Raw genomic sequence first — 26,381 nt, 5'->3', positions numbered from 1 at the left:
CCGGATCGGTAATTGTCCTTTATTACCGATCCGGATGCTTTTATTATACATTTCTTCATTGTTCGTGATACTGTCTGAAAAATTTACGCAGTCCGTCCAGTGCTTTTACCAGCACTTCTGTCTCATTCTCATTCAGCTCTGCGATCACCGCTTCTGTCATCTGCCTGTGAAACTCCGCATGATGATGATATGCCATACGTCCCTTATTTGTAAGCTGGATAAATACCACACGCCGGTCCTTCTCACTTCGCTCTCTTTTCACATAGCCTTTTTTTACAAGACTGTTCATAGATGTTGTGAGGGAGCCTACGGTGATCTTAAGCTTGGCTGCAATGGAGGACATGTTCCCCCCTCCAAGACCTACAGCCTCGATAATGTGCATATCATTGTTGGAAATATCTTTATATTTATCTGTGATGATGGCTTCCTCCTCCAGTCGGAGGATCTCATTGAACAGATTCACCAGCACGTCATTTATAACTTCCCGATTGTCCACTCTACCCGCTCCTGTTTCTCCGGAGCAAAAAGGCTTCTCCGGTTCTCTGTTTATGAAGCCATCGTAACATAAATATGGCATTTTTTCCACTGGATTTTTACTTTGCGGGCTACAAAATCACTGCATTTATTGCTTCTACATTTTCCGGAAACGTTCATAGCGATGTTCCAGAAGCTTCTCCGGCTCTTCTTCGCCATATTTCTCAAGAAAATCCGCAATTCCGTTTTCCAGATAACCCGCAATATCATTTATGTTCTCACGGCTTACAGGCTCTGCTTCCGGGATCACATGCTCGATCATCCCCATCTGGTAAAGGTCTGCAGCTGTGAGCTTCATCACTGCTGCTGCTTCCTTTGCCTTTTTGCTGTCTTTCCAGAGAATGGAGGCAAAGCCCTCCGGGGACAGGATGGAATAAACGGAATGCTCCAGCATCCATACCTCATCTGCCACCGCCAAGGCAAGGGCCCCTCCGCTTCCGCCTTCACCGATCACAACGGAAAGCACCGGCACTGTGAGACCTGCCAGTGTATAGAGATTTTTTGCAATGGCTTCACCCTGTCCACGTTCCTCAGCTTCCAGCCCGCAGAATGCGCCTGGCGTATCTACAAGGCAGATCACCGGACGGTGAAATTTCTCTGCCTGCTGCATCAGGCGCAGGGATTTCCAGTACCCCTCCGGAGATACCATTCCGAAATTCCGGGTAATGTTTTCCTTTGTACCCTCTCCTTTTTCCTGTACAAGGACAGTTACCGGCTGTCCGTGGAAAAATGCCACACCACCGATCACTGCCGGATCATCCCCGCAGTGACGGTCTCCGTGAAATTCCATGAAATCGTCAAAAAGCGCTTCGATGTAGTCCTTTCCTGTAGGACGTGTTTTGGCTCTGGCAAACTGAACATGTTCCCAGGGAGTGAAATCTCCGGATGGAACGAAGTCCGGCCAGATCCTATTATCTTCCTCAACAGTTTTCATCGATTCCTGATTGTCAGACTTGAACCCATTTTTAATGTCCGTATTATCGGACTGTACATTATTTAGAACTTTATCCTGATGTAATCTCAGAATATCCGCCAATACGATCCTCTGCTCCTCACGCTTTACGATCTTGTCCACAAAGCCGTGTTCCAGAAGAAATTCCGCTCTCTGGAAGCCTTTGGGAAGCTTTTGCCCGATGGTCTGTTCGATCACTCTGGGACCTGCAAAACCGATCAGCGCTTTCGGCTCTGCTAGGATAATATCTCCCAGCATAGCAAAGCTTGCCGTCACGCCGCCTGTTGTCGGGTCTGTGAGGACCGGCACATAAAGAAGTCCGGCATCGCTGTGCTTCCGGATGGCCATACTGGTTTTTGCCATCTGCATCAGGGAAACCAGGCCCTCCTGCATTCTGGCACCGCCGGAACAGATATAGAGGATTACCGGCAGCTTCTCCTCTGTGGCACGTTCAAAAGCCCGCGTGATCTTTTCCCCCACGACTTCTCCCATACTGGACATCATGAAACGACAGTCACAGACACCAAGTGCCACAGGTGTCCCTTTTATAGTACACTTTCCGGTAACTACAGCCTCATCAAGCCCTGTCTTTTCACGAAGACCCTGAAGCTTTTCTTCGTAGCCTCTGTACTGAAGGGGATTCTGTTCTTCCATGTGAGCATCCCACTCCACAAAGCTCTTTCTATCTGCGATCATTTTGATCCGACGATAAGCGGGTACATGGAAATAATTTCCGCAGTGGGGACAGATGTATTGATTCTGCTTTACCTCGTCTACAAAAACCGCCGCTTTGCAGGCGTTGCATTTACGCATCAGGTTATCCGGCACCTCCGGAATGTTTTCCTGTTCCTCCCCCCGGATATCCCTGACTGTTTTTTTGAACATGTGCTTAATTCTCATTGATCTTCACTCCCGCAATGATATGGCTGGCAAGAAAGCCAGTGTCAAAGTTTCCGGACTGATAATCCTCATCTTTCAGGATTTCGTACTGATAGTCAATATTTGTATCGATTCCGTCAATGATCACCTCACCAAGAGCACTCTGCATTTTTGCAATGGCTTCTTTCCGGTTACCTGCATGAACGATCAGCTTCGCAAGCATGGAATCATAATAAGGCGGGATCTTACAGCCGTTATACACACAGGTATCCACACGGATCCCGTTTCCTCCCGGAAAATGCGCTCCCTGGATAGTTCCCGGCGAAGGGCGGAAATTTTTCTGGGGATTTTCAGCATTGATCCTGCACTCAATGGCGTGTCCCTGGATCTGGACATCCTCCTGAGCGATCTCAAGAGGCATTCCGGAAGCAATCTTCAGCTGCTCCTTTACAAGATCGATACCTGTTACCCACTCTGTCACCGGATGCTCCACCTGGATCCTTGTATTCATTTCCATAAACCAGAATTTTCCATCCGGTTCCAGAAGAAATTCGATCGTTCCCGCATTTACGTAACCGGCTGCTTTCGCCGCCGTCACCGCCGCATGCCCCATTTTTTCTCTTAATTCCGGAGAAACTGCAGCACTTGGAGATTCCTCGATCATCTTCTGATGATTTCTCTGGATGGAGCAGTCACGCTCTCCCAGATGGATCACATTTCCGAAGCTGTCTGCAAGGATCTGAAACTCAATATGTCTCGGATTTACCACGAAATGTTCAATATACATGGTACCGTCGCCAAAAGCGATCTCAGACTCTTTTCTGGCGGTTGCATAGGCTTCCGGAAATTCCTCCGGTGTGTTTGCCACACGCATGCCTTTTCCGCCGCCGCCAAGAGCTGCCTTGATGATCACCGGATAACCGATCCTCTCAGCTTCCTTAAGACCGGTTTCAATATCCTCCACATCCCCTTCGCTGCCCGGAACTACCGGAACACCTGCTGCGATCATGGTGCTTCTTGCAATTTTTTTATTGCCCAGCATACGGATGACCTTTGATGGAGGACCCACAAATGTGATCCCGCATTTTTCACAGAGCTCCGCAAATCTGGCATTTTCAGAAAGAAAGCCAAATCCCGGATGAATGGCATCCGCACCGGAAACCATGGTTGCACTGATGATCTGTTCCATATTCAGATAGCTCTGTGCAGATGGTCCCGGTCCGATACAGATTGCTTCGTCCGCCAGCTGTGTGTGAAGGCTTTCCTCATCTGCCTCAGAATAAACCGCCACTGTGGCAATTCCCATTTCTCTGCAGGCACGGATAATACGCACCGCGATCTCGCCTCTGTTGGCGATCAGTAACTTTCGAATCATACAATCACCTTACCCGATCATAAATGTAAGCTCAGCCTCTACGGCAACCTCGCCATCCACAGATGCCACTGCAGAACCAATGCCTACAGGACCCTTTCTGCGGATGATCTTTGTTTCAAGACGGAGCTTGTCTCCCGGAGCTACCTTTCTGCGGAATTTACACTTGTTGATGCCTCCGAAATAAGCGGTTTTTCCCTTCATGTCCTCCAGGGAAAGAATGGCTACCGCACCCACCTGTGCCAGCGCTTCTACCATCAGAACACCCGGCATTACCGGCTCCTGGGGAAAATGTCCCCGAAAAAAATCCTCGCGGAAGGTCACACATTTATATCCGACAGCAAATTCACCCGGCTCATAATCTTCAATATAGTCCACAAGCAGAAACGGATGTCTGTGTGGAATGATCTCCTCGATCTGTTTTACATCAAGATGCTTCATTCTCTATCCTCCTGAAACAATAATTTTTCTTATTCTCTGATTCTGATCTGAAGGTACTTATCGGATACGGAAAAGCTTCTGACCGTATTCTACCGGCTGTCCGTTCTCCACATAGATCTCTGCGATCTCGCCGTCAAAATCACTTTCGATCTCATTCATCAGCTTCATAGCTTCCACGATTGCAAGAACCTGTCCTTTTTTTACCTTGTCTCCCACCTGAACGTAAGGCGGAAGATCCTGTGACGGTGCAGCATAGAAGGTTCCTACCAGCGGAGATGTTACCAGGCTGCCTGTCTGATCTTCCCCGCTCTGTGGTACGTTTTCCGACTGCTCAGTACCTTTCACTCCCTGTGCTTCTGCCACAGTTTTTCCTGTCACTGCCATTTCATCTGTTGAAGCCGGTACCACAGGATCTTTGCCTGCCACCGGTGCTGTATTCACTGCCCTGCGGACTTTTCCACCGGTCATTCCTACTGCCGGAATGTTTTCCACAGTTTCTCCCATAACCCCCTGGATGATCTGTGGCTTTCCATGCTCCATACTTAAGGTCAGATCTGCTGTCTCATATGTAAAGGCAGTAAGCTCTGATGCAGATACGTGATCGATCAGTTCAAGGATCTGGTTAAATTCCATAGCTTCAGTCCTCCTCATACTTCTTTACAAGCAATGTTCCGTTGTGTCCTCCAAATCCAAGGGAATTGCTCATTGCATAACGAACTTCCTGTTTTGCCGGAGCGCCGATCATATAGTTCAGATCAAGCTCCTCCTCTGTTTCTGTTGTTCCCACTGTCTGATGGATAAATCCGTCCAGAATGGATTTTACGCATACGATAAACTCAACAGCTCCTGCTGCGCCAAGAAGATGGCCCACCATGGATTTTGTGGAATTGATCTTTACATCCTTGGCAGCGTCCTTAAACGCAAGCTTGATAGCTCTTGTTTCAAACAGATCATTGTGATGTGTTCCGGTTCCGTGTGCATTGATATAATCTACCTGCGCCGGTGCAACACCTGCTTCCTTCATGGCATTTTCCATAGCACGTGCGGCGCCGCTTCCGTCCTCGGCCGGAGATGTGATATGGAAAGCATCTGCAGTTGCACCGTATCCCACAACCTCTGCCAGGATATTGGCATTTCTCTTTTTGGCATGCTCAAGCTCTTCCAGAACAACCACACCTGCACCCTCGCCCATAACAAAACCGCCTCTGTCTTTATCAAACGGAATGGATGCACGCAGCGGATCCTCACTTGTGCTCAGTGCAGTAAGGCTTGCAAAGCCTGCGATACCGATAGGGCAGACAGCTCCCTCTGTACCACCGGCAAGCATTACATCTGCATCACCATACTGAATGGCACGGAAAGCATCTCCGATACAATGTGTTCCTGTCGCACATGCCGTTACCACGTTGGTGCATTTTCCTTTTGCGCCGGTAGCGATAGAAACATTTCCGGCTGCCATATTTGTGATCATCTTCGGAACAAGAAGCGGATCCACTCTTGAAGGACCTTTTTCCATAAGCTTCTTCTCATTGGTCTCGGTAGCCTGAAGACTTCCCACACCGGAGCCGATGATAACGCCTACCATGTACGGATCTTCCTCTTCCATCTTAAGCCCGGAATTTTCCACTGCTTCCAATGCAGCCGCTACCGCATACTGGGAAAAAGGCTCCATTCTTCTTGCAGTTCTCGGATCCATGCGATCCTTTGCCACAAAATCTTTAAGCTCTGCTGCCAGTGTTGCCTTGTATCCGGTCGTATCAAAACGGGTGATCGGTCCGATCCCCACCTTTCCTTCTTTTACTCCGTTCCAGAAGCTTTCCACATCATTTCCGATCGGTGTTACTGCTCCAAGTCCTGTTACTACTACTCGTCTTTTCATCAATCTATCCTCCTGACTCCGGGGAGCCTTCTTTACATTGCCATTCCGCCGTCTACGCGAAGTACCTGTCCTGTGATGTAACGTGCACCGTCTGATGCCAGAAATGCGGCTGCCTTTGCCACGTCTTCTGTTGTTCCCATGCTTCCCATGGGGATAGATGCCGCAATATTTTCTTTTACTTTGTCAGAAAGCACGTCCGTCATGTCTGTTTTGATAAATCCCGGTGCAATAGCGTTGACCGTGATCCCTCTGGATGCCAACTCCTTTGCAGCGGATTTTGTAAGACCGATGATCCCGGCTTTGGATGCCGCATAATTGGCCTGTCCTGCATTTCCACGAAGGCCTACCACCGATGAAAGGCTGATGATCCGGCCGCTTCTCTGCTTCAGCATCATTCTGGACACATGACGGATGCAGTTGAAGGTTCCTTTCAGATTGATGTCAACAACTCTGGAAAAATCTTCCTCACTCATTTTCATGAGAAGTCCGTCCTTCGTAACTCCGGCATTATTTACCAGGATATCAACACGTCCGTATTTTTCTGCAACAGCTTTGAAAAAAGCTTCACATGCATCAAAATCTGCCACATTGCACTGCAGGATATCTGCCTGGCCGCCGGCTGCCTCGATCTCTGCTTTTGTTTCCCGGGCTTTTTCTTCTGAGCCGTTATAATTGATCACTACAAGGTTTCCTGCTTTTGCAAGCTCCAGGGCGATGGCTTTCCCGATCCCACGTGCACCGCCTGTTACAACTGCGATTTTTTTCTCTGACATATGAATTCCTTTCTGATGTTATGCGGTCATCCGTGATCCGCATTTGTTACCTGGCATTTCTGTCTGCTGCACTATGCCTGCTTTATTTTTGATTCTTTATCTTTTTTTCCAATATTTATACCAGTTCCTGGCAGACCTTCTCTGCATCTTCTACGGTCTGAATGTTATATACTTTTACATTTCTGTCGATCTTTCTCATAAATCCGGCAAGGGTTCTTCCCGGTCCGATCTCAACAAATGTATCAACTCCCTGACGGATCATATTTTCCACACTCTGCTGCCAGCGCACGGAAGAAGAAATCTGTTTTTCCAGAAGTGCTTTTGTTTCCGCCGGATCTTCCACATACTCTGCGGTCACGTTTGTCACATACGGGATTTTAAGTTCATGAAGTGTGACACCCTCCAGAACCTTTCCAAGTTCTTTTCCTGCAGTGGCAAGCATTGCGGAGTGGAACGGTCCGCTGACATTTAACGGGATCACTCTTCTTCCTCCGGCTGCCTTCAGCTTTTCAGAGGCTTCCGCAACTGCCTCCGCAAGGCCTGTGATCACGATCTGGCCGGGACAGTTGTAGTTTGCAATGCTTACATCTGCAATGTCTGCAAGCACTTCCTCGATCTTCTCTGTCTCCATTCCCATAACTGCTGCCATGCTTCCCTTACCTGCCGGAACTGCCTGCTCCATAAGGATTCCCCTTTTTCTCACGGTAGTAACAGCATCCTTCAGCTCCATGCCGCCGGCAGCTTCAATAGCGCAGTACTCGCCAAGGCTTAGTCCTGCAGTTACATCTGGATGAAGTCCCATCTCCTCTACCACCTTCTCCATGGCAAGACAGGTAGTGACCAGTGCAGCCTGTGTATATTCAGTCAGGTCAAGCCTGTCATTTTCTTCAAAGCAAAGTGCTTTCATATCCAGATCCAGCCACTCACCGGCAGAGTCGAAAACATCCTTTGCTGTATCGTATTTCTCATAAAAATCTTTTCCCATTCCGGCCTTCTGTGCACCCTGGCCCGGAAAGATGAATGCTGTTTTTCCCATTTATTATTCCTCCACAAGAAAACTGTTTTTCTTTACAGTCTCTTTTGTCTCTCTGATCAGTCTTGCCATCAGCTCCTTACAGGTCGGTACATCCTTTACCATACCTGCGATCTGTCCGGACATAACGCTTCCGGTTTTTACATCGCCGTCAACAACAGCCTTCCTGAGGCCACCAAGTGTCAGCATTTCCAGTTCTTCAAAGGATGCACCTGCAGCTTCTTTCTCCAGATATTCCTTTGTCATAGGGTTTCTTAAGGTACGGACCGGATGACCTGTGGTACGGCCGGTTACTCTTGTGTCGATATCCCTGGCTTTCAGAAGGAATTGTTTGTAATTCTCATGTACGTGACATTCCTCTGTTGCCACAAATCGGGTTCCCATCTGTACGGCTTCTGCACCCAGCATAAAGGCTGCCGCGATCCCACGACCGTCTGCAATTCCACCTGCTGCAATTACCGGGATCTTTACTGCATCCACGACCTGCGGTACCAGCGCCATAGTGGTTGTCTCACCGATATGTCCGCCGGACTCGGTTCCCTCTGCTACCACTGCATCTGCGCCACAGCGCTCCATTCTTCTTGCAAGAGCTACAGATGCAACAACCGGGATCACCTTTACTCCGGCAGCTTTCCATGCTTCCATGTATTTTTCCGGGCTTCCGGCACCGGTTGTTACTACCTTGATCCCTTCTTCTACTACGATCTTCGCAACCTCATCGGCACTTGGACTCATCAGCATGATGTTTACACCAAAAGTCTTATCTGTCAGTTTTTTCGCCTCACGGATCTGCTCACGCACCCACTCTGCCGGTGCGTTTGCCGCTGCGATCAGTCCCAGGCCGCCTGCCTCGGATACTGCTGCCGCAATGTGATGATCTGCCACCCAGGCCATACCGCCCTGGATGATGGGATATTCAATACCAAGTAATTCTGTAACTTTTGTTTTCATCTTTTACCTCCGGAAAATTAAATCAAGCGGATAAAAGCATCCGCGGTTTATTTGGATCAAGCGGATAAAAACATCCGCATTCACTACGTAGCCTTATTTTAACAATTCATTAACAGGGGCTTTAATACTCGATCAGGCTTGCTCCGTACGTCAGTCCGCCGCCGAAGCCTGCAAGGACCATTCTGTCACCCCGCTGCAGTTTTCCACTTTTTTTCATCTCATCCAGGAGGATAAGAAGACTTGCGGAAGAAGTATTGCCGTATCTGTCCATATTCATAGGGAACTTGGAAATGTCTTCGCCCAGCCGCCTTGCTGCAGAACGGATGATGCGCTCATTTGCCTGGTGGAGAAGATAATAACTGATATCTTCACAGGAAACCTGCTCTCGGGAAAGAAGCTCCTTCACAGCCTCCGGTACCTTGCTCACGGCAAAGCTGAACACTTCCTTTCCGTTCATCTGTATGTAGGTTTCCTTTGCCTTCGGATCATTTTCATAACGGATCTGATTTCTGCTCTGTAAGGTAAGTGCACCGCCTTTTTTTCCAATGGAATGGGTTACCTGTGCATAGCTTCCACCCTCTTCTGCTCTCAGCACGACTGCTCCCGCACCATCCCCGAAAAGAATGCAGGTGCCACGATCTGTCCAGTCCGTTAAACCGGACAGTTTTTCCGCTCCGATCACAAGGGCATTCCTATATATTCCCTGGGCCAGGTATGCCTGCGCAGTGTTCAGTGCCAGAAGAGATCCTGTGCAGGCGCCGTTCAGATCAAAGCAGGTAGCCTTTTCCGCTCCGAGCCGCTCCTGCACCCCACATGCCACACAGGGCATGATCTCTGTTGGAGAAATGGTTGCCACAAGGATCAGATCGATTTCTTCTGCCTTCATTTCTGCGTCTTCCAGAGCTTTTAATGCTGCCCCCGCTGCCATCGTCACAGTATCTTCGTCCTCTTTTGCAATATGTCTCTGTACCACACCGGTTCTTTCCCGAATCCACTGATCACTGGTTTCCACCATCTTTGCCAGATCGTTGTTATCCCACACTCTGTCCGGTGCCCACGAACCGGTTCCACATATTTTACCTGTCATATTTTTCTCCATGATATCTGTCTTAAATCAGTCTGTATAAATCTGTACTGCTGTTCTCTGAATTATCTTTTATCTTAAAATATTTTGATTATCAAATTATATCATCATAAAAGTATTTGTCAAGAAGGAATTTTTGAGCATCCTTTTATAAAAAAAATAACAGCTGCCCCAGGCGTGGAGTATTGGTCTCTCCTCTGTCCTGTGACAGCTGTCTTATTTTTTTCAGACAGGTATTGTATTTATGGTTATTGCATTTATAGTTTTACTTCATCGCCCACTGTACCAGGCACACCACACCAATCTGCACCAGCAGTATCACCGGTACACCAATTGCAAATCTGGCTTTTCGGGTTTTGTGGTGAAAAAATCTCATGCCAAGGATCGCCCCGACGCTGCCACCAATGACAGCACTTAAGATCAAGGTCTTCTCCGGGATCCGCCATTTATTACGACGGGCTTTCTGCTTGTCAACTCCGAAAAGCACAAAGGCCAGGATATTGACTGCAAGCAGATAATAATATATGTAATCATTCATGATAGCTCCCTCCGGGCTCTGTGTCCTGTATTTCGGACAGTAACCGATTTATGTATTCATTGCAGTTTGATGATCAGCACCGGTATGGGCGGATCATTAGGCCGGTTTGCATATTCCGACAGGATCACCAGATATTTATGAGGATCCAACTGACGGATAAACGCAAGCATCTCATCCCGTTCCTGATATCCTGTATCCCCGCCACTGTAAATGCAAAGTGTCATAAGTCCGCCTTTTTTCAGAAGCTTAAGTCCGCTTTCCACCGCACTTATGCTGCTGTCTGCTCTGGTCGCCACCGAATGGTCTCCGCCGGGAAGATATCCCAGATTAAAGGTGATGCAGGACACGGTTTCTTCTTCTGCATAAACATCCATATTCTCATGAGACTCCAGAAGAAGCTGATAATTTTCCGGACAGTTATCTCTTTTCAGTCGCTCCTTCGTATGTTCCAGTGCCTGCTTCTGAATGTCAAAAGCCAGAACCCGTCCCCTTTTTCCTGCAAGCTGGCTTAACAGAGCCGTGTCATTGCCATTTCCCATTGTTGCATCGATACAGATGTCTCCCGGCATGACCTGCTGCCGTATAAAATGCTGCATGTATGCAGTGATCTGAAGATTTTTCATTTAAAAATCCTTTCAAAATTCTCTTACAGTTCATGATAATACGGACAGATATCCTCATAATGTCCATCCTTCATACGGAACCCCTTCGGGATCACGCCAAGCTGGGTAAATCCAAGTCTCTCATAAAGATGTCTTGCAGGAACATTGCAGGCCACAACCGCATTAAACTGCAGGACACCAAAACCATGCTCTTTTCCCCGGGTCAGACAGTCGGATACCAGCTTTTCTCCAATGTGAAGTCCTCTGGAATCTCTGCTTACCGCATAGCTGGCGTTACAGATATGACCGCATCTTCCGATATTATTCGGATGAAGAATGTAAAGTCCGTAAACGTTTCCGCTTTCCGCATCTACTGCTACAGCTGTATAGGTCTGTTCTGCAAAAAAAGCTTTTCCTGTCTCTTCGTTAAGGCATTCTTCCTGTGGAAAAGCCACACCGTCTTCTACAACCTCATTCCATATCCGGATCAGATCCGGAAGATCTTTTTCTTCGTATTTTCTTACTGTAACATTCATGATGATCTTCTCCTCTATTTAAGCAGCTCCACATTCCGTCCGTTTCTTCGGATCACACCCTCATCCGAAAGATTTTTGATCTCCCGCATCATGGCACTACGGTCCACACTTAAGTACTGGGCCAGTGCGGTATAGGACATGGGCAGCTTGAATTTCCCGGCATTTTTTTCCGCAGCCAGAGAATGCAGATAAGCTATCAGCTTCTTCCTGGTGGAGGATCGTGAAAGCATGTATATCCGATCCGTCTGCTGCCTGGAACGGAGGGCTGTCATCTGCAGAAGATTACTGACCATCTGGCTGTGATGATGACAGGCATTTTCACAGCGCTTGATCACATGCTCATAATCAATAAACAGCACCTTCGTCACGGTAGTGGCACATACATAATAATGCTGGGAATCTGACGGAAGCAGAAACGGTTCGCCAAATACACTGTCCCTATTCAGTTCATCGATGACATACTCATTTCCATCCTCGTCGCAGCAGTAGAGAACTGCTCTTCCCTCCTGGATCAGACCGATCTTTTTCATGGAGCTGGAATATTCCATGATGGTTTCTCCATTCTGAAAAACTTTCTCCCGGACTTTAAAGCAGACACGCATTCTTTCCTGTTCTTCGGGCAAAATATCCGTAAATAAAGTGATATGCTCCATAAATTTTCCTCCCACCGGCAAAATACTCTTCCGCATATCTGTACTTTCCTCTTTGTATACAAGACTATGTAAGAGGACTCTCAAAGCAACTATCCGCATTTTATTTTGCTGCATGTTTCTGATTTTATACCAGCACGAAAAAAATGTAAAGTCTGGAAATTTTTCCTGTTTTGTTGTATTTGCAACAGTTTTTGCCATCAATTTCTGTTATATTTTTATCAAAGTTAAGAAACAAACAAATCACTGAAGCATATAAATAAATCCACCATAGAAAGAAAAGAGGAATCGCTCATGAAAATCACAGATACCATCAAATATGTAGGCGTTAATGATCATCAGGTTGACCTTTTTGAGGGCCAGTACAAAGTGCCGAACGGCATGTCCTACAACTCCTATGTGATCCTGGACGAAAAAATTGCGGTTATGGATACGGTAGATGCAAATTTTACTCACGAATGGCTTGATAATATCCAGAAAGTTCTGGGCGACCGGAAACCGGATTATCTGATCGTACAGCATATGGAACCGGATCACGCAGCCAACATCGCAAACTTCCTGAAGGCTTATCCGGACACCATCGTTGTTTCCAACAAAAAAGCCTTCGCCATGATGCAGAACTTCTTTGACCTGGATCTGGAAGGTCATCAGATCATCGTAGATAACGGCGGAACCCTTTCCCTTGGAAAACACGATCTGACTTTTGTATTTGCACCGATGGTTCACTGGCCGGAGGTTATGGTCACTTATGACAGCACAGAAAAGGTTCTTTTTTCCGCAGACGGCTTCGGAAAATTCGGCGCCCTGGATGCAGAGGAACCATGGGACGATGAGGCAAGAAGATACTATATCGGCATCGTTGGAAAATATGGTGTGCAGGTGCAGAATCTTCTGAAAGTAGCCGCAGCTCTGGATATCCAGACCATCTGCCCACTCCACGGACCGGTTCTTACTGAAGATCTTGGACATTATATTAGCCTCTATGATACCTGGTCTTCCTACACACCGGAGGATGACGGAATCGTGATCGCCTACACTTCTGTATACGGTCATACAAAAATGGCCGTTCAGCAGTTGGCCGATAAATTCCGCAGCAAAGGATGTCCAAACGTTGTTGTCTATGATCTTGCAAGAGACGATATGTCCCAGGCACTGAGCGATGCTTTCCGTTACTCCAAGCTGGTTCTCGCAACCACCACATATAATGCAGGCATCTATCCGTTTATGAACGACTTTATTACCCGTCTGACAGAGCACAACTTCCAGAACCGCACGGTAGGACTGATTGAAAACGGAACCTGGGCACCGCTGGCAGCGAAGGTTATGAAAGAAATGCTTTCCAAATGCAAAAAGATCAGCTGGCTGAATACCACAGTTAAGATCATGTCTGCAGTAAATGAAGAAAACCGCAGGCAGATGGAAGCTATGGCTGATGAGCTCTGCCAGGAATACATTGCAAAAAGCGATGATCTTGCCAACAAGAATGATATGACTGCTCTGTTCCGCATCGGTTACGGCCTCTATGTGGTAACCTCCAACGATGGCAAAAAGGACAACGGTCTGATCGTCAATACCGTTACACAGCTTACCGACAACCCATATCGCGTGGCTGTCAACATCAACAAGGCAAACTACTCTCACCACGTGATCCAGCAGACCGGTATCATGAACGTAAACTGCCTGTCCACAGATGCTCCGTTCTCTGTTTTTGAGCAGTTCGGCTTCCAGTCCGGCAGAAGCACCGATAAATTTGCCGGACAGAAAGTAAACCACTCCGACAACGGCCTGGTATTCCTGGACAAATATATCAATGCTTTCATGTCCCTGAAGGTAGAAAACTATGTGGATCTCGGCACTCACGGAATGTTCATCTGCAGCGTCACAGAGGCCCGTGTCATGAGCGATCAGGATACCATGACTTACACCTACTACCAGAAACATGTAAAGCCAAAGCCACAGACCGAAGGCAAAAAAGGCTGGGTATGCAAAGTCTGCGGATACATCTATGAAGGCGATGAACTTCCGGAAGATATCATCTGCCCGCTGTGCAAGCATGGCGCTGTGGATTTTGAGCCGATCGAAGGATAAGACTGAAATCCCCATAAATTGATTTAATCCGGTTACAGCTCCCTTATTTTTACAAATTATAAACCACAAAAAAGACAGGCTTCTGAGGTGGCCTGTCTTTTTTGTATTATCATCCAATGTCTTCGCAGCGTCTTTCACCAAATTTATTCTTACAGCAGATCAGACACTCACGCTCTGTATTTCTGCAGGAATCCTGAAATTTACGAATCATATGCCTTTTATTTATTTCATCAGTCTGATAACCTGCTCTGTAGTATCTGCCAGATTCTGCTTTGCATTCTCATTTTTCATGGCCTCCTCCAGAGTTACCACTCCGCGGAGGATCGGGAAAAAGGCATCGATCCCTGCATCGTTGCAGGCTCTTGCGTCACGCTGTACGGCACCTGCAAAGGCGATCACTTTTTTGCCATATTTCTTTGCAAGCTTTGCAACACCTACCGGCGCTTTTCCCATGGCTGTCTGTCCATCCATACGTCCCTCACCTGTGATCACAAGATCCGCGTCTTTGATGTAGTCCTCAAGTTTTGTCTCATCCAGCACGATGTTGATCCCGGATTCCAGGACTGCATCGGTAAAGGTCAGGAATGCAAATCCCATTCCGCCGGCAGCACCTGTTCCCGGATACTTTGGATCTGCTTTCGGAAAACGCTCCTTTGCAAGCTCTGCGTAAGCACCCAGCCACTGATCCATGTCCTGGATCATCTCCGGCGTAGCACCCTTCTGCGGTCCGTAGATGGAACTGCATCCAAGCTCTCCGCAAAGAGGATTTGTGACATCACAGGCAACACGGAATTTACATTCTGCAAGCTCCGGGATCACATAGGCAGCTGTGATCTCTGTGATGTCTTTCAGGCCCCTTGCTCCCGGAAGGACCTGCTTTCCGTCTTTATCTAGAAATGCATAGCCAAGTGCCTGAAGCATTCCCACACCACCGTCATTGGTGGCGCTTCCGCCGATACCCACAATAAATCTGCGGCAGCCTTTTTCGATGGCGTCCTTGATCACCTCACCGACACCGTAGGTTGTGGTATAAAGAGGATTTCTTTTTTCGTCCGGCACCTGCGTGATCCCTGCTGCACCAGCCATTTCGATCACTGCGGTCTTTGTGCTTTCGATGATGCCATACTCACAGATCACCGGCTCGCCAAGAGGCCCCGTAACCTTTACGTGCTCTGTTTTTCCGTTCATTCCTGCGACAAGGGCTTCCACGGTTCCCTCTCCACCGTCTGCCAGTGGTCTTACCTGAACTTCTGCGTCCGCATCCACACGATGGATACCTTCAGCAGCTGCAAAGCCTGCCTCCATGGATGTCATACTGCCCTTAAAAGAATCGATCGCTGTTACTACCTTCATTTTATTTTCCTCCTGTATAATTTTTATGTAAAACTGATATCCGTACTCTCCGTTCTATCATTCCGTGTACCGGAAACGTGAAATGTTCCTTTACGTGTCAGGCGGATATTCTCTGCGCAGCTCTGCAGCCAAATAACTGTTCTGCTGTTTGGTTATCAGCTGTCCCCGGATGAAAAGAACCTTCTGCGAACTTATTTTTCCCTGGAAATGTCTCTGGCTGATGCCGCAGAGAAGCTTTTTCTCCACAAAAATACTCTTCAATATAAATTAAACCACATTTATAAAAAATGTGGTCTCAATCCCCGAAAATTCCGGGACGCTGTTCTGTTGTATCTGGCACTGGAGCTGGAATGAACCGGCCATTTCACTATCCTCTCACATGAAAGCCAAACTCCTCCTCCAGTGGAATTTCCCTCTCTTCAATCCCCTCGATCTCCACAAAGCTCTGCTGAGAAAGGCGTTCTACCATCTCCCGGATTTCTTCTCTGGTTCCCTGTACTTCCATTTCCACACGATCATCCCAGAGATTCCGTACCCAGCCGGTCAGTCCCATGGACTGTGCAATATAATAGGAGCGGTAACGAAAGCCTACTCCCTGTACTCTTCCTGAAAAATAAAAATGTTTCCGAATCTTTTCCATCTGGCACCTCATATTTTCTGTCTTAACTATTCTGTCTCTGTATCTTCACCCGAAATTCTCCCGCATCCGCCGCAGGAATATCATAACCAGATTATATAATATTTCTTTATAAATTGTAAAGTTATATCCTTCTATCTATTGGAAACTATAATCATCTGCGTTATAATGGTTTTTATCAGAATAAAAAGAAATTTACTTTCTTTTGCAGAAAATATTTTCAACAAAATTTAACATCAGGAGGTAATGATCATGAATGAAAGCATCAAAAATCTGTTAGAGCGCAGAAGCATCCGCGCCTACAAAAAAGAGCTTGTTCCGAAAGAAACTCTGGATACGATCCTGGAGGCGGGAGAATATTCCCCCAGCGGCATGGGACAGCAGAGCACTCTTATGGTAGTGACACAGGATCCGGAGCTGGTTGCAAGGCTTTCCAAAATGAACGCAGCTGTTATGGGCAGCACCTCAGATCCGTTCTACGGCGCCCCAACTGTGATCATTGTCTTTTCCGACAGCAAAATGGGCACCTGTGTGGAAAACGGAAGTCTTGTGATGGGAAATCTCATGAATGCCGCACATGCTCTCGGCGTGGACTCCTGCTGGATTCACCGTGCAAGAGAAGTTTTTGACTCCGAGGAAGGAAAAGAGCTGAAGAAGCAGTGGGGTGTTCCAGAGGAATATATCGGCGTAGGCCACTGTGTTCTTGGATACCGTGACTGTGAGTATCCAACAGCCAAACCGCGTAAGGATGGTTTTGTGATCCGTGTGTGATCGGCTTGCAGAATAAAATTTCCGCTGCCAAAAACTTTTAATGTAAATAAAGATCTGACAGATTCCTGCATGATACGCATCGCTACGTATCTGAGAATACACAGGGAAACAACCCTCCGGTATCATAAATACCAAAAGCCTTTCCCGTCTTCTCCGGTAGTGATCTGTCAGATTTTATTTTCTTTTATTTCAGTGCTTTATCCTTATATCTGGAAATCTCCTCCAGATATTTTTTCCCAAGGGCACTGATGTTAACACCCTTTCTGGCAACATAACCGATCGTCATGATCTCATCGGAATCCAGCTTCACAGCACAGTAATCGGAACCATTAAGATCCTCACAGATAATACCGGAGCATAAGGTATATCCATTCAGTCCTACCATCAGGTTCAGCATAGTAGCCCTGTCATCGGCTTTGATCAGCCGTTTGTATTCATAGGTGCTCAAAACCTCCTCAGCAAAATAAAAAGAGTTATTTCCTCCCTGTTCAAAGGACAGACACGGATATTCCTTCAGTTCTTCCAGCGTGATCTTCTCACGCTTCGCCAGAGGATGCCCCTTCCACATATAAACGTAGATCCGACAATTGAGAAGTTCGTGAAACTCCAGACCATACTCGTGAAACATTTTTGTAAGTACCTTACGGTTAAAATCATTTACGTAGAGGATCCCGATCTCACTCTTGAAATTACGGACATCCTCGATGACCTGATGCGTCTTGGTCTCGTGGACCGCAAATTCGTACTCATCCATGCCGAATTGCTTTACCAGCTCCACAAAGGCATTAACTGCAAAGGTATAATGCTGCATGGAAACACTGAATTTTTTGCGTGACTGTTCCTTGGAAATATATTTGGCTTCCATCAGTTCGTACTGTTCCACCACCTGCCTTGCATACCCCAGAAATTCTTCGCCTGCAGGCGTTACGGCGATTCCTCGGTTCGTTCTTCGGAAGATCTCAACACCGGTTTCTGCTTCCAGCTCCCGGATTGCCGTGGAAAGACTGGGCTGAGAAATATAAAGGCTTTTTGCTGCCTCGTTCATAGATCCGGCTTTTGCAATTGCTATGGTATATCTGAGCTGTGCCAGAGTCATCTTTCTGCCTCCCCGTTTCTTGTTCCGGCTTTCTGTTCCTCTTCAGGCAGATCCGGCAACAAGCATCCTTTATCTTTTTATTTAAGGTAGTTCTTATCTACATATCCTTCTTTTCCAAGCTTCGGAACATATACATACCAGTAAGTACTGTCTTTCTTCTCAATGACTTCTACAGTATCTCCGTTATTCAGCTGGGCGATCTCATTGTCCTTGTCATACGCCTTTGTACTGCGCAGAGCCAGATAGCCGCTTTCCACTTTAACAGTCATGGATGGAGTTGTTGTACCTGAGCCTCCGGTAAGATAATTCCTGTCAACATAACCGGTCTTATCCAGCTGCGGAACATATACATACCAGTACTGATCGTTGCTGGTGTCCTTCACCTGAACCGTGTCACCGGTATTCAGCTGTCCGATCTCATTGCTTTCATTATAGGCTGCCTTGTTGCGAAGGGCAAGATAACCAGTTTCTACTTTAACTGTCCACAGACCACTGTTGTAAATATACCGGTTATCCACATATCCGGATTTATCAAGCCCCGGAGCATATACGTACCAGTAAGTAGAATCACTGCTGTCCTTTACAAGAACGACATCTCCGGTATTCAGACGTCCGATCTCGTTACTGTCATTGTAAGCTGCGGTACTTCGAAGAGCCAGATAGCCTTTTTTTACCTTTACTGTCCAGGAATCGTTGGAAGCTGTGGCGTTCTCTGCTATCTGGATATAGTTTTTGTCCAGATAGCCGGATTTATCCAGTCTTGGCACGTATGCATACCAGTAAGTAGCGTCCTTCCGATTTGTAACTTCCACAAGATCTCCTGTATTCAGCTGTCCGATCTCATTGCCTTTGTCAAAAGCCTTCTCACTCCGAAGAGCCAGGTATCCATCTGTGACTTTGACTTTAAAAGTGGTTCCTGCTGCTGCCTTTGTCTCCCGGATCGTCGCCGGAAAAGCTGCTGCCAGTATAAGTGTCAGAAGTACCAGCCTTTTTACTGCCTTTATATGGGACAGAAGAGTTCTTTTTCTCATATTATACGCCTCCTTTTCTTTTTTGGATCTTTCTCTGATCTGCTGCTCTCTCTGTTTTTTATTTACTGAGCAGACCGCACCGGAATTTATGGTAGTATTATATCATATTTTTAGCTGATAGCTGTAAGAATCATATCTCTTATTTCAGTCCAAAATGTTCTTTTTCACAATGCAGGTATTGACACTTTTAATTAGCAGTGTTATATTACATGTAGAACAAGATAAAAGTAATGCCCCCGGGATTTTTCCCGGGGAATTTTATACGCATACGTTCAATATATGACAGTCCGGGAGATCTGTCCTCTGAGAGGACAGATCGATCATCCGGGACGCTGCAGACTATAATATAAGGGAAGGTGAATACCATGGCAGTAAAAAGAGATTATTACGATGTTCTGGGCATTGACCGGAACGCAGATGAAAAAACAATAAAAAAAGCCTATCGTAAACTGGCCAAAAAATATCATCCGGATACAAACGCCGGTAATGCAGATGCCGCAGATAAATTTAAAGAAGTAAACGAAGCCTACGATGTCTTAAGTGATCCAAAGAAGAAAAAAATGTATGATCAGTTTGGTCATGCCGCATTTGAAGCAGGAGCTGATCCTGGAGCCGGCGCAGGTGCCGGTGGATTCGGCGGATTCCAGGGTGGCGGCAATGGCAGCTATCAGGAATTTCATTTTAACGGTGAAAATATGGACGATATTTTTGGTGATATCTTCGGAAATATGTTCCACGGCAGTCACGGCGAAAGCCGCGGTTTCGGCAGCAATGGCACATATGAGCATTTCACCGGTAACGGTGGCAGCTTTCACAGTGGATTTGGCGGAAGTGGCTTTCACAGCGGCAACGGCTTCGGCGGATTCCATCAACAGGATTTTCCGCAAAAAGGCTCTGATGTGAAGGCCAGCATCAACGTTACCTTTGATGAGGCAGCTTTTGGTGCAGATAAAAGGATCTCTCTGTCCGGTCCGGACGGAAGCTCCGGTGCACCGCAGACACTTCAGATTCATATTCCGGCAGGTATTGATACCGGCAAGAGTATCCGTCTGAAAGGAAAAGGCATGCCCGGAACCGGCGGCGGTGAGCCTGGTGACCTTCTTCTGAAGGTTACCGTAGGAACACGTCCTGGCTATGAACGAAAGGGATCAGATGTTTATACCACCATTTCTATTCCTTACACAACCGCTGTTTTCGGCGGTGAAGCCACCGTTCCCACCCTTTACGGAAATGTTATCTGTAAGATCAGGGAAGGTATGCAGTCCGGTTCCAAGATCCGCCTGAGAGGAAAAGGCATTGTTTCCATGAAGAACCCTTCTGTCCGCGGTGATCAGTATGTAACCATTCAGATCCAAGTTCCTCAGGATCTGAATTATTCCGCAAAAGAGAAACTCCATGAATATGCAAGGGCCTGTGGACTGGAACGGAGTAATGCCACCGGATCACATGTAGCATAAAAGTTAAAATAAAAGAGTATCACAAAGCTCATCACTATCAATGAGTTCCTGTGATACTCTTTTTTGATTTTAAAGTAAGATCTGATATAGCTTATGACAGCGTCATATCTCCATCTTTCACCCATCCGAGCTTACGTACAAACATATTGATCAACGGGCAGAGAACTGCCGGGAGAATAAAAGAGATCAGAAAAAGTCCTGCCCAGTCCATAGCTGTAACAGCTGTCTTGGTTCCTTCTGCAATATCATTCATCCATCCTGTATACACACCGATCTGACCTACAAAACCGCAGGTACCCATTCCTGAGGATACAGCAGTTCCGTTCATCTGAAGCCTGAACAAGCAGGTTGCAATAGGTCCTGTGATAGCAGATGTTACGATCGGAGCGATCCAGATCCTTGGATTTCTGACAATATTACCCATCTGGAGCATGGAAGTTCCAATTCCCTGAGAGACAAGACCACCCCATTTGTTTTCCCTGAAGGACATGACCGCAAAACCGACCATCTGCGCACAGCAGCCCGCTACTGCAGCGCCGCCTGCCAGTCCGGTAAGTCCCAGAGCCGCGCAGATCGCAGCAGAAGAGATTGGCAGCGTCAGTGCGATTCCAACAAATACAGAAACCAGGATTCCCATAAAGAATGGCTGCAGATCTGTTGCCCACATGATCACGCTTCCTACCTTCATGGCAGCTTTTCCAAGGGCCGGTGCCCACCATGCGGAAAGACCTACGCCCACACCGATGGTTACAAGAGGCGTTACAAGGATATCGATCTTTGTTTCCTTTGAAACTGCCTTACCGATCTCAGCTGCAACAATAGCAACAAACAGTACAGCCAGAGGACCGCCTGCTCCGCCAAGTGCGTTGGAGGCAAATCCAACGGTGATCAGCGAAAACAATACCAGCGGCGGGCAATGCAAGGCGTAACCGATAGCTACTGCCATGGCAGGGCCGCTCATGGCAGATGCCAGAGAACCTACTGTGTACTGGGTATCATTGACTGTGGCAACTGCCATAGTCAGAAACGGAATGTGAAACTGTGTGCCAATGGTGTTGATGATCGTACCGATCAGCAGGGAACAGAAAAGTCCCTGTGCCATAGCTCCCAGTGCATCGATACCATATCTCTTCAGAGAGATCTCAATATCCTTCCGTTTCAGAAATGCTTTGAATTTTTCCATTTTTAAACTCTCTCCTTACCCTGATCCGCTTCCTGCCGGATCAGTTCCTTTATTTGCAAAAAGCCTCGCTTACTTTCTCAAGTTCCTCGCGGATGGAAATATGCTGTGGACATACTTCCTCACACTGTCCGCATTTTACACATTCATCTGCACGCTTTCTGCCATGACTGACTACCAGCCAGTCTTCCTGATGCGCTGCGGCGGCTTTATTTCCGTACAATGTCAGATAATTCATTGCTGTAAAAGAACCGGAAATTCCGATTTCCATCGGACAGACCTTTGCACAGTAGTTACAGGTTGTGCATGGGATCAGAGGAATTTTGCTCATAGCCTCTCTTGCCTTATCAAGAGTCTCCTTCTCACTGCCAGTAAGGCCATTGAAATCCTTCATAAAGGAAAGGTTATCCTCCATCTGTGCAACATTGCTCATTCCGGAAAGTACGGTGATCACGCCTTCCAGATTTGCCGCAAAACGGATCGCCCAGGATGCTGTGGATGCTTCCGGCTCTGCTTCCTTCAGAAGCTTTTCCACTGCTTCCGGCGGAGTTGCAAGCATGCCGCCTTTTACAGGTTCCATGATAATGACCGGTTTTCCATGTTTTCTGGCTACCTCGTAGCAGGCTTTTGACTGGATCACCGGATTTTCCCAGTCTGCGTAATTGATCTGCAGCTGTACAAATTCCATTTCCGGATGTGCAGTGAGAAGTGCATCCAGCTCCTCCGGTGTAGAGTGGAACGAAAATCCTGCATGTCTGATCAGACCGGCTTCCTTCTGTTCACGGATCCAGTCCCATAAACCGTACTCATCAAAATATTTTGTTCTGTGCTCTCCAAGATTGTGGAGAAGATAAAAGTCGAAATATCCTGCCTTTGTTCTCTCCAGAGATGTTTTAAACTGTGCAAGAGCTTCATCTCTTGTCTTGCAGTTGATCCAGGCTGCCATCTTGGTGGCTAGTTGATATTTTTCTCTCGGATAACGCTCTACCAGCGCTTCGCGGATAGCATCTTCGCTTCCTGCATAAGCCCATGCTGTATCAAAATATGTAAATCCGGCTTCCATAAATTTGTCCACCATGACTTTGGTCTGCTCCACATCGATCACACCTTCTGATTTCTGCGGAAGTCTCATAAGGCCAAAACCAAGTTTTTTGATCTCTTCACCTAAATATGCCATATCTTTCTCCCTTCTTATTACATACCGGAAAATTCCTCATATCATCTGATATATCACCGGATAAGCAATATTTCTGACACAGATATCTCCCGGACCGTTATATTTTTGCCGCAGAGAAACTGCGTTTCTCCTATTATAACGATATTTTTCCTGGTGGTAAACCTTTTTCTTTTACAAGTGTCAAGACAATGCCTGCATTACGTCTGAATTTTTGCAGAAAACAGAAAAACAGCTGCCACACGTTTATCGCACGGCAACTGTCTTTTGTCCTATCAGTTCATCTTTGTTCTTTACACCTCAGATCAAATATTTTAAACTGATATTACTTATAATAACCATATATCGAAAGGCAGAAAACTCTCATGAAAAACAAGCAGGTCATGAACCGCCAGACTTCATCAAAAGAACTTCATCTTATTTCCTGCGGCTGGGAAAAATGTACACCGGAACAGTCCTACGGCCCTGGTGTCCGGCGATATTACACCATCCATTTTGTGCTGAGCGGACAGGGATATTTCTATATGAACAACCGGAAATATACCCTGAAAGCCGGACAGTGCTTTTTCATTCCTCCTATGACCAGTTCTCTCTACAAAGCGGAACCTTCTGATCCCTGGACTTACATCTGGATCTGCTTCAACGGAGAAAACGCTCCAACGCTTTGCGAACACTGCCATCTTACCGGGGAAACTCCGGTCCAGCAGCTGAATTCGGTTCTTCCATATCAGGAAACTATTCTTGAAATGATGGCTCATCCACAACTGACGCCTTCCGGTGAGGCCTATATCCAGAGCGGTCTTTACCGGATCATTGCCCTGCTGGAGGAAGAATTTCATGCTTCCTACACCACCATGGAATCCAATGAGAATTTTTACATCACACAGGCTGTTGATTACATCAAAAAAAGTCCGCTACAGAATATCACTGTGACAGATGTTGCTGACTATCTCCATATCAGCCGCAGCCACCTTTACGGACTTTTTAAAAAACATCTTGGAACCACACCCCAAGCATTCCTGACTTCAGCCAAGATCATCAACGCCCGGGAGCTTCTGACCATCACGGATATCCCTGTCTCCAGCGTGGCGTTCTCCTGCGGATATCAAAATCCATTTGCCTTTTCCCGTGCCTTCAAAAAAGAAACCGGCATGACGCCACGGGAATACCGGGAAAAATATCATCATGCCGAGGATCTTCTGGATTGCTGAACCACTTTTCCTGATTTACGGAACAACTACCTTGGCATTATAGTACTCCACCGCAGCATCCATGGTCGGACCTTCGTTGTCAAACCAGTCATAAGTGATAGTTTCGCCGTTTTCTCCCCATACCTCCGGGCAGTCGATTTCTTCCCAGTCAAGCGGAACAAAATGCTCTTCCTGTTCTGATGCACGCAGCATGATCTGATGCAGCTCCTCAAATTCCTCCGGATTCAAAACTCCAGGTTTTGCGGATACAAACAGTGGTGTACCGCTCTTTGCAAGAACGTCTGCCCACTGACGATTTTTCTCCCATGGGATCATTCCGAAAATACCGACACAGTCTGCATCAATATGGTAAAACGTATTGTGCTGCGGAAGACGGAATGCCAGCGTATTTACGCCCATTCGTCTGGTACGCTCCCAGATACGTCCGCTGGTATCGTCACCGGTCCGGTTCAGATGCATCAGGCCTGCGCCGAGATGTCCGATGGTATTGCAGCCGATGATCACTGCGTTGTTACTCCGGGAAGCATCATAAATCTCCTGATAAAGCATTTTTACGATTTCTGCGCTGGTTTTTGTCTGATCATAAAAATGCCATTTCTCCATGGAATTGTCTCTTAAATTCGCCTCAAATCCCCATTTTCCAAAGAGATCAAAGGTAGAAAAATCATGCTTGATCAGCGTGTATCCCCAATCACAGATTCTCTCGATATCTTTACGGATATATTCCAGTGCATCCGGGTGGGACGGATCGAGACAGTCATTATAGGAAATTCTCCACTCATCCGGGATATTCTCATCTTCATTAAGAAGCAGACGGACCCAGATACCCGGGCGGACACCTTTTTTCTCCAGCTTGTCTGCAAGACCTTTCATATCCGGAAATCTGGCATTGCCTTTTGTCCAGGGTCCACCGTTGTATTCATCCAGGCGGTGATGCTCCTGCCAGCAGTCATCAATGACCATGAACGGAGGATTTTTTACACCTTCGGTCAGTTTCAGGATATAATCGGTATCACTTAAGATCTCCTCTTCGGAGCTGTCACCGTAAGCATAATACCAGTTATTGCTTCCATATACCGGAAACTCCGGGAAGATCGGATCTGTACACATTTTTTCACAGAATTTCTGTGCAGTTTCAAAAGTATCTGCTCCTTCTGCTTCCATGCCGACGATCTGTGCGGCACACAGCTTTCTTCCTTTCAGCTGTACTCCTGTATTTCCGCAGCGAACATCCAGAAACAAAGTAATTCCTTTGGTATCCACCTGCCAGCAGCACATAGCAGAAGGACGGACCTTTACACCAAAGCAGAGAACCTTCTCAGAAAACTTCGCCAGAAAATACCATGGCAGATAACGGTTTCCGCTCATTCCATGCCATTCCGCATCACCATAGGTACGTTCCCAGGCATCTCCCAGAAATCTGGCTGATTTCGGGATCTTATAGTTCCATCTCAGTTTCACACATCTCACTGCATCCTCGGATGTGACAAATATATCCTCATGTTCACCTGCGTCCTGAAATTCCACAGTAGTTGCACCGGCAGCTACTGTCGTCTGCCCTCCCTGGCACACAAGTCTCTCCTCTTCTGTTTCCACTGTTACATAATCCGGTACCCCAAGCTTAAAATCTGCATATTTTTTCTGCATTATTCTCTCCTCCTGTACTTTTTCATTTACATTTTGCTTTACCTGCATACTCATGAACACTGTCTTTCTATCGTCTGTTCAACTCAGAAGAATGTACGAAAAATTTTTTTAATACATTTTGTCTATATGCCTTATTATATTGATTTTTTTGGTTTTTTCTATGCTTTAAAGTTATTATAACATTGCAGAATGTTCAATCTGCATAAGCTTTTCAGACCTTGTCCGATTCGCTTTTTAATATAAGAACATAAAGGGCTAAAGGTGGAAATTAGTTTTTCATTTTACGGAACACAAATTCTTCACAACTTTTTAGCACTCGCCTCTTGACTTTGCTAGCAACAGGTGTTATATTACATATAGAACAAAGGAGAAGATAAAAAAGAACTTCCAGATGTTCAGAATAAAACCAAACGATCACCACTGCGGAATAACCCGAAGTGGTAACTATATACCGGCAACAGTTGGATTTCTTGATCCACCGGAACGGCTTTTCAATTTGAAAGGAGAAATGA

At 46.6% G+C, this 26,381-nt stretch carries 26 protein-coding genes; 5 read left to right on the top strand and 21 right to left on the bottom strand.

What is annotated here, in order from left to right; translation table 11 throughout:
• Nucleotides 1-55: 55 nt before the first annotated feature.
• The 14 genes from NCY57_RS09345 to NCY57_RS09280 form a co-directional block, all read right to left on the bottom strand.
• On the bottom strand, nucleotides 56-496 hold the full coding sequence (locus tag NCY57_RS09345) for a MarR family winged helix-turn-helix transcriptional regulator (RefSeq protein WP_022427168.1): 441 nt from the start codon (nucleotides 494-496) through the stop codon (nucleotides 56-58).
• A 135-nt stretch (nucleotides 497-631) separates the two neighbouring features.
• On the bottom strand, nucleotides 632-2,386 hold the full coding sequence (locus NCY57_RS09340; protein WP_250789616.1) for an acetyl-CoA carboxylase carboxyltransferase subunit alpha: 1,755 nt from the start codon (nucleotides 2,384-2,386) through the stop codon (nucleotides 632-634).
• Nucleotides 2,376-3,740 (bottom strand): acetyl-CoA carboxylase biotin carboxylase subunit, encoded by a 1,365-nt coding sequence (locus tag NCY57_RS09335; RefSeq protein WP_250789615.1) that lies wholly within the window; start codon nucleotides 3,738-3,740, stop codon nucleotides 2,376-2,378. Before NCY57_RS09335 ends, NCY57_RS09340 begins: the two co-directional genes overlap by 11 nt.
• 9 nt (nucleotides 3,741-3,749) lie before the next feature.
• A complete protein-coding gene (gene fabZ, locus NCY57_RS09330) occupies nucleotides 3,750-4,178 on the bottom strand; it encodes a 3-hydroxyacyl-ACP dehydratase FabZ (RefSeq protein WP_015525544.1) in 429 nt (142 codons plus the stop codon).
• A 57-nt stretch (nucleotides 4,179-4,235) separates the two neighbouring features.
• Nucleotides 4,236-4,811: an acetyl-CoA carboxylase biotin carboxyl carrier protein gene (accB, locus tag NCY57_RS09325; RefSeq protein ID WP_022427171.1), complete on the bottom strand. Its 576-nt coding sequence runs from the start codon at nucleotides 4,809-4,811 to the stop codon at nucleotides 4,236-4,238.
• Nucleotides 4,812-4,815: 4 nt separating this feature from the next.
• Nucleotides 4,816-6,057 carry a beta-ketoacyl-ACP synthase II gene (fabF, locus tag NCY57_RS09320; RefSeq protein WP_015525541.1) on the bottom strand — a complete coding sequence of 414 codons (1,242 nt, stop codon included), beginning with the start codon at nucleotides 6,055-6,057 and terminating at the stop codon, nucleotides 4,816-4,818.
• 32 nt (nucleotides 6,058-6,089) lie between these two features.
• Nucleotides 6,090-6,830: a 3-oxoacyl-[acyl-carrier-protein] reductase gene (gene fabG / locus NCY57_RS09315; RefSeq protein ID WP_015525540.1), complete on the bottom strand. Its 741-nt coding sequence runs from the start codon at nucleotides 6,828-6,830 to the stop codon at nucleotides 6,090-6,092.
• Between the two features lie 115 nt (nucleotides 6,831-6,945).
• Nucleotides 6,946-7,866, bottom strand: a complete 921-nt coding sequence (fabD, locus tag NCY57_RS09310) for an ACP S-malonyltransferase (protein ID WP_022427172.1) — start codon at nucleotides 7,864-7,866, stop codon at nucleotides 6,946-6,948.
• Between the two features lie 3 nt (nucleotides 7,867-7,869).
• Entirely contained in the window at nucleotides 7,870-8,814 is a 945-nt protein-coding gene (gene fabK, locus NCY57_RS09305) for an enoyl-[acyl-carrier-protein] reductase FabK (protein ID WP_022427173.1), read from the bottom strand.
• A 121-nt stretch (nucleotides 8,815-8,935) separates the two neighbouring features.
• A complete protein-coding gene (locus tag NCY57_RS09300) occupies nucleotides 8,936-9,901 on the bottom strand; it encodes a beta-ketoacyl-ACP synthase III (protein ID WP_015525537.1) in 966 nt (321 codons plus the stop codon).
• 262 nt (nucleotides 9,902-10,163) lie between these two features.
• Nucleotides 10,164-10,436, bottom strand: a complete 273-nt coding sequence (locus NCY57_RS09295; RefSeq protein ID WP_022427174.1) for a DUF1294 domain-containing protein — start codon at nucleotides 10,434-10,436, stop codon at nucleotides 10,164-10,166.
• 56 nt (nucleotides 10,437-10,492) lie between these two features.
• Nucleotides 10,493-11,059 (bottom strand): class I SAM-dependent methyltransferase, encoded by a 567-nt coding sequence (locus NCY57_RS09290; RefSeq protein ID WP_022427175.1) that lies wholly within the window; start codon nucleotides 11,057-11,059, stop codon nucleotides 10,493-10,495.
• 23 nt (nucleotides 11,060-11,082) lie between these two features.
• Nucleotides 11,083-11,574, bottom strand: a complete 492-nt coding sequence (locus NCY57_RS09285) for a GNAT family N-acetyltransferase (protein WP_022427176.1) — start codon at nucleotides 11,572-11,574, stop codon at nucleotides 11,083-11,085.
• Nucleotides 11,575-11,588: 14 nt separating this feature from the next.
• Entirely contained in the window at nucleotides 11,589-12,227 is a 639-nt protein-coding gene (locus NCY57_RS09280; RefSeq protein ID WP_022427177.1) for a Crp/Fnr family transcriptional regulator, read from the bottom strand.
• A 291-nt stretch (nucleotides 12,228-12,518) separates the two neighbouring features.
• On the opposite strand from NCY57_RS09280, the gene NCY57_RS09275 reads away from it, so the two are divergent.
• The gene (locus NCY57_RS09275) at nucleotides 12,519-14,312 is read left to right on the top strand and encodes a flavin reductase (protein WP_021652771.1); all 1,794 of its coding nucleotides are present in this window, start codon (nucleotides 12,519-12,521) and stop codon (nucleotides 14,310-14,312) included.
• Nucleotides 14,313-14,534: 222 nt separating this feature from the next.
• Here the strand turns inward: NCY57_RS09275 and NCY57_RS09270 are convergent, their stop codons facing one another.
• Nucleotides 14,535-15,665 (bottom strand): glycerate kinase family protein, encoded by a 1,131-nt coding sequence (locus NCY57_RS09270; RefSeq protein WP_021652770.1) that lies wholly within the window; start codon nucleotides 15,663-15,665, stop codon nucleotides 14,535-14,537.
• A gap of 105 nt (nucleotides 15,666-15,770) precedes the next feature.
• On the opposite strand from NCY57_RS09270, the gene NCY57_RS17055 reads away from it, so the two are divergent.
• Nucleotides 15,771-16,019, top strand: a complete 249-nt coding sequence (locus NCY57_RS17055) for a helix-turn-helix domain-containing protein (RefSeq protein WP_334290831.1) — start codon at nucleotides 15,771-15,773, stop codon at nucleotides 16,017-16,019.
• A 13-nt stretch (nucleotides 16,020-16,032) separates the two neighbouring features.
• Here NCY57_RS17055 and NCY57_RS09260 read toward each other — a convergent pair whose 3' ends face one another.
• The gene (locus NCY57_RS09260; RefSeq protein WP_022427179.1) at nucleotides 16,033-16,305 is read right to left on the bottom strand and encodes an acylphosphatase; all 273 of its coding nucleotides are present in this window, start codon (nucleotides 16,303-16,305) and stop codon (nucleotides 16,033-16,035) included.
• A 249-nt stretch (nucleotides 16,306-16,554) separates the two neighbouring features.
• Here NCY57_RS09260 and NCY57_RS09255 point away from each other — a divergent pair, with 249 nt between their 5' ends.
• Nucleotides 16,555-17,073, top strand: coding sequence for a nitroreductase family protein (locus tag NCY57_RS09255; RefSeq protein WP_015525528.1), 519 nt, complete (start codon nucleotides 16,555-16,557; stop codon nucleotides 17,071-17,073).
• A 184-nt stretch (nucleotides 17,074-17,257) separates the two neighbouring features.
• Here the strand turns inward: NCY57_RS09255 and NCY57_RS09250 are convergent, their stop codons facing one another.
• Both NCY57_RS09250 and NCY57_RS09245 read right to left on the bottom strand, forming a co-directional pair.
• Entirely contained in the window at nucleotides 17,258-18,169 is a 912-nt protein-coding gene (locus tag NCY57_RS09250) for a LysR family transcriptional regulator (RefSeq protein WP_015525527.1), read from the bottom strand.
• A gap of 77 nt (nucleotides 18,170-18,246) precedes the next feature.
• The gene (locus NCY57_RS09245; protein ID WP_021652766.1) at nucleotides 18,247-19,200 is read right to left on the bottom strand and encodes an SH3 domain-containing protein; all 954 of its coding nucleotides are present in this window, start codon (nucleotides 19,198-19,200) and stop codon (nucleotides 18,247-18,249) included.
• A gap of 365 nt (nucleotides 19,201-19,565) precedes the next feature.
• On the opposite strand from NCY57_RS09245, the gene NCY57_RS09240 reads away from it, so the two are divergent.
• Nucleotides 19,566-20,657, top strand: a complete 1,092-nt coding sequence (locus tag NCY57_RS09240; protein WP_021652765.1) for a DnaJ C-terminal domain-containing protein — start codon at nucleotides 19,566-19,568, stop codon at nucleotides 20,655-20,657.
• A 91-nt stretch (nucleotides 20,658-20,748) separates the two neighbouring features.
• Here the strand turns inward: NCY57_RS09240 and NCY57_RS09235 are convergent, their stop codons facing one another.
• On the bottom strand, nucleotides 20,749-21,840 hold the full coding sequence (locus tag NCY57_RS09235; RefSeq protein WP_015525523.1) for a PTS transporter subunit IIC: 1,092 nt from the start codon (nucleotides 21,838-21,840) through the stop codon (nucleotides 20,749-20,751).
• A 49-nt stretch (nucleotides 21,841-21,889) separates the two neighbouring features.
• Complete coding sequence (locus tag NCY57_RS09230; RefSeq protein ID WP_173739372.1) at nucleotides 21,890-23,014, bottom strand: aldo/keto reductase; 1,125 nt, start codon at nucleotides 23,012-23,014, stop codon at nucleotides 21,890-21,892.
• A gap of 362 nt (nucleotides 23,015-23,376) precedes the next feature.
• On the opposite strand from NCY57_RS09230, the gene NCY57_RS09225 reads away from it, so the two are divergent.
• Complete coding sequence (locus tag NCY57_RS09225; RefSeq protein WP_173739373.1) at nucleotides 23,377-24,222, top strand: AraC family transcriptional regulator; 846 nt, start codon at nucleotides 23,377-23,379, stop codon at nucleotides 24,220-24,222.
• A gap of 15 nt (nucleotides 24,223-24,237) precedes the next feature.
• On the opposite strand, the gene NCY57_RS09220 is transcribed toward NCY57_RS09225, so the two are convergent.
• Nucleotides 24,238-25,869, bottom strand: coding sequence for a glycoside hydrolase family 36 protein (locus tag NCY57_RS09220; protein WP_237971967.1), 1,632 nt, complete (start codon nucleotides 25,867-25,869; stop codon nucleotides 24,238-24,240).
• Between the last annotated feature and the right edge of the window lie 512 nt (nucleotides 25,870-26,381).

This window comes from Blautia sp. MB18-30 (assembly GCF_023669475.1).
Lineage (GTDB): Bacteria > Bacillota > Clostridia > Lachnospirales > Lachnospiraceae > Blautia_A > Blautia_A fusiformis.
The sequence above is the reverse complement of the archived record's forward strand: the minus strand, read 5'-3'. Positions and strand labels throughout refer to the sequence as shown.

Coding starts and splice junctions, on each gene's coding strand:
- NCY57_RS09340 (WP_250789616.1), bottom strand. CDS start 2,386: ATGAGAATTAAGCACATGTTCAAAAAAACAGTCAGGGATATCCGGGGG.
- NCY57_RS09335 (WP_250789615.1), bottom strand. CDS start 3,740: ATGATTCGAAAGTTACTGATCGCCAACAGAGGCGAGATCGCGGTGCGT.
- fabZ (WP_015525544.1), bottom strand. CDS start 4,178: ATGAAGCATCTTGATGTAAAACAGATCGAGGAGATCATTCCACACAGA.
- accB (WP_022427171.1), bottom strand. CDS start 4,811: ATGGAATTTAACCAGATCCTTGAACTGATCGATCACGTATCTGCATCA.
- fabF (WP_015525541.1), bottom strand. CDS start 6,057: ATGAAAAGACGAGTAGTAGTAACAGGACTTGGAGCAGTAACACCGATC.
- fabG (WP_015525540.1), bottom strand. CDS start 6,830: ATGTCAGAGAAAAAAATCGCAGTTGTAACAGGCGGTGCACGTGGGATC.
- fabD (WP_022427172.1), bottom strand. CDS start 7,866: ATGGGAAAAACAGCATTCATCTTTCCGGGCCAGGGTGCACAGAAGGCC.
- fabK (WP_022427173.1), bottom strand. CDS start 8,814: ATGAAAACAAAAGTTACAGAATTACTTGGTATTGAATATCCCATCATC.
- NCY57_RS09300 (WP_015525537.1), bottom strand. CDS start 9,901: ATGACAGGTAAAATATGTGGAACCGGTTCGTGGGCACCGGACAGAGTG.
- NCY57_RS09295 (WP_022427174.1), bottom strand. CDS start 10,436: ATGAATGATTACATATATTATTATCTGCTTGCAGTCAATATCCTGGCC.
- NCY57_RS09290 (WP_022427175.1), bottom strand. CDS start 11,059: ATGAAAAATCTTCAGATCACTGCATACATGCAGCATTTTATACGGCAG.
- NCY57_RS09285 (WP_022427176.1), bottom strand. CDS start 11,574: ATGAATGTTACAGTAAGAAAATACGAAGAAAAAGATCTTCCGGATCTG.
- NCY57_RS09280 (WP_022427177.1), bottom strand. CDS start 12,227: ATGGAGCATATCACTTTATTTACGGATATTTTGCCCGAAGAACAGGAA.
- NCY57_RS09275 (WP_021652771.1), top strand. CDS start 12,519: ATGAAAATCACAGATACCATCAAATATGTAGGCGTTAATGATCATCAG.
- NCY57_RS09270 (WP_021652770.1), bottom strand. CDS start 15,665: ATGAAGGTAGTAACAGCGATCGATTCTTTTAAGGGCAGTATGACATCC.
- NCY57_RS09260 (WP_022427179.1), bottom strand. CDS start 16,305: ATGGAAAAGATTCGGAAACATTTTTATTTTTCAGGAAGAGTACAGGGA.
- NCY57_RS09255 (WP_015525528.1), top strand. CDS start 16,555: ATGAATGAAAGCATCAAAAATCTGTTAGAGCGCAGAAGCATCCGCGCC.
- NCY57_RS09250 (WP_015525527.1), bottom strand. CDS start 18,169: ATGACTCTGGCACAGCTCAGATATACCATAGCAATTGCAAAAGCCGGA.
- NCY57_RS09245 (WP_021652766.1), bottom strand. CDS start 19,200: ATGAGAAAAAGAACTCTTCTGTCCCATATAAAGGCAGTAAAAAGGCTG.
- NCY57_RS09240 (WP_021652765.1), top strand. CDS start 19,566: ATGGCAGTAAAAAGAGATTATTACGATGTTCTGGGCATTGACCGGAAC.
- NCY57_RS09235 (WP_015525523.1), bottom strand. CDS start 21,840: ATGGAAAAATTCAAAGCATTTCTGAAACGGAAGGATATTGAGATCTCT.
- NCY57_RS09230 (WP_173739372.1), bottom strand. CDS start 23,014: ATGGCATATTTAGGTGAAGAGATCAAAAAACTTGGTTTTGGCCTTATG.
- NCY57_RS09225 (WP_173739373.1), top strand. CDS start 23,377: ATGAAAAACAAGCAGGTCATGAACCGCCAGACTTCATCAAAAGAACTT.
- NCY57_RS09220 (WP_237971967.1), bottom strand. CDS start 25,869: ATGCAGAAAAAATATGCAGATTTTAAGCTTGGGGTACCGGATTATGTA.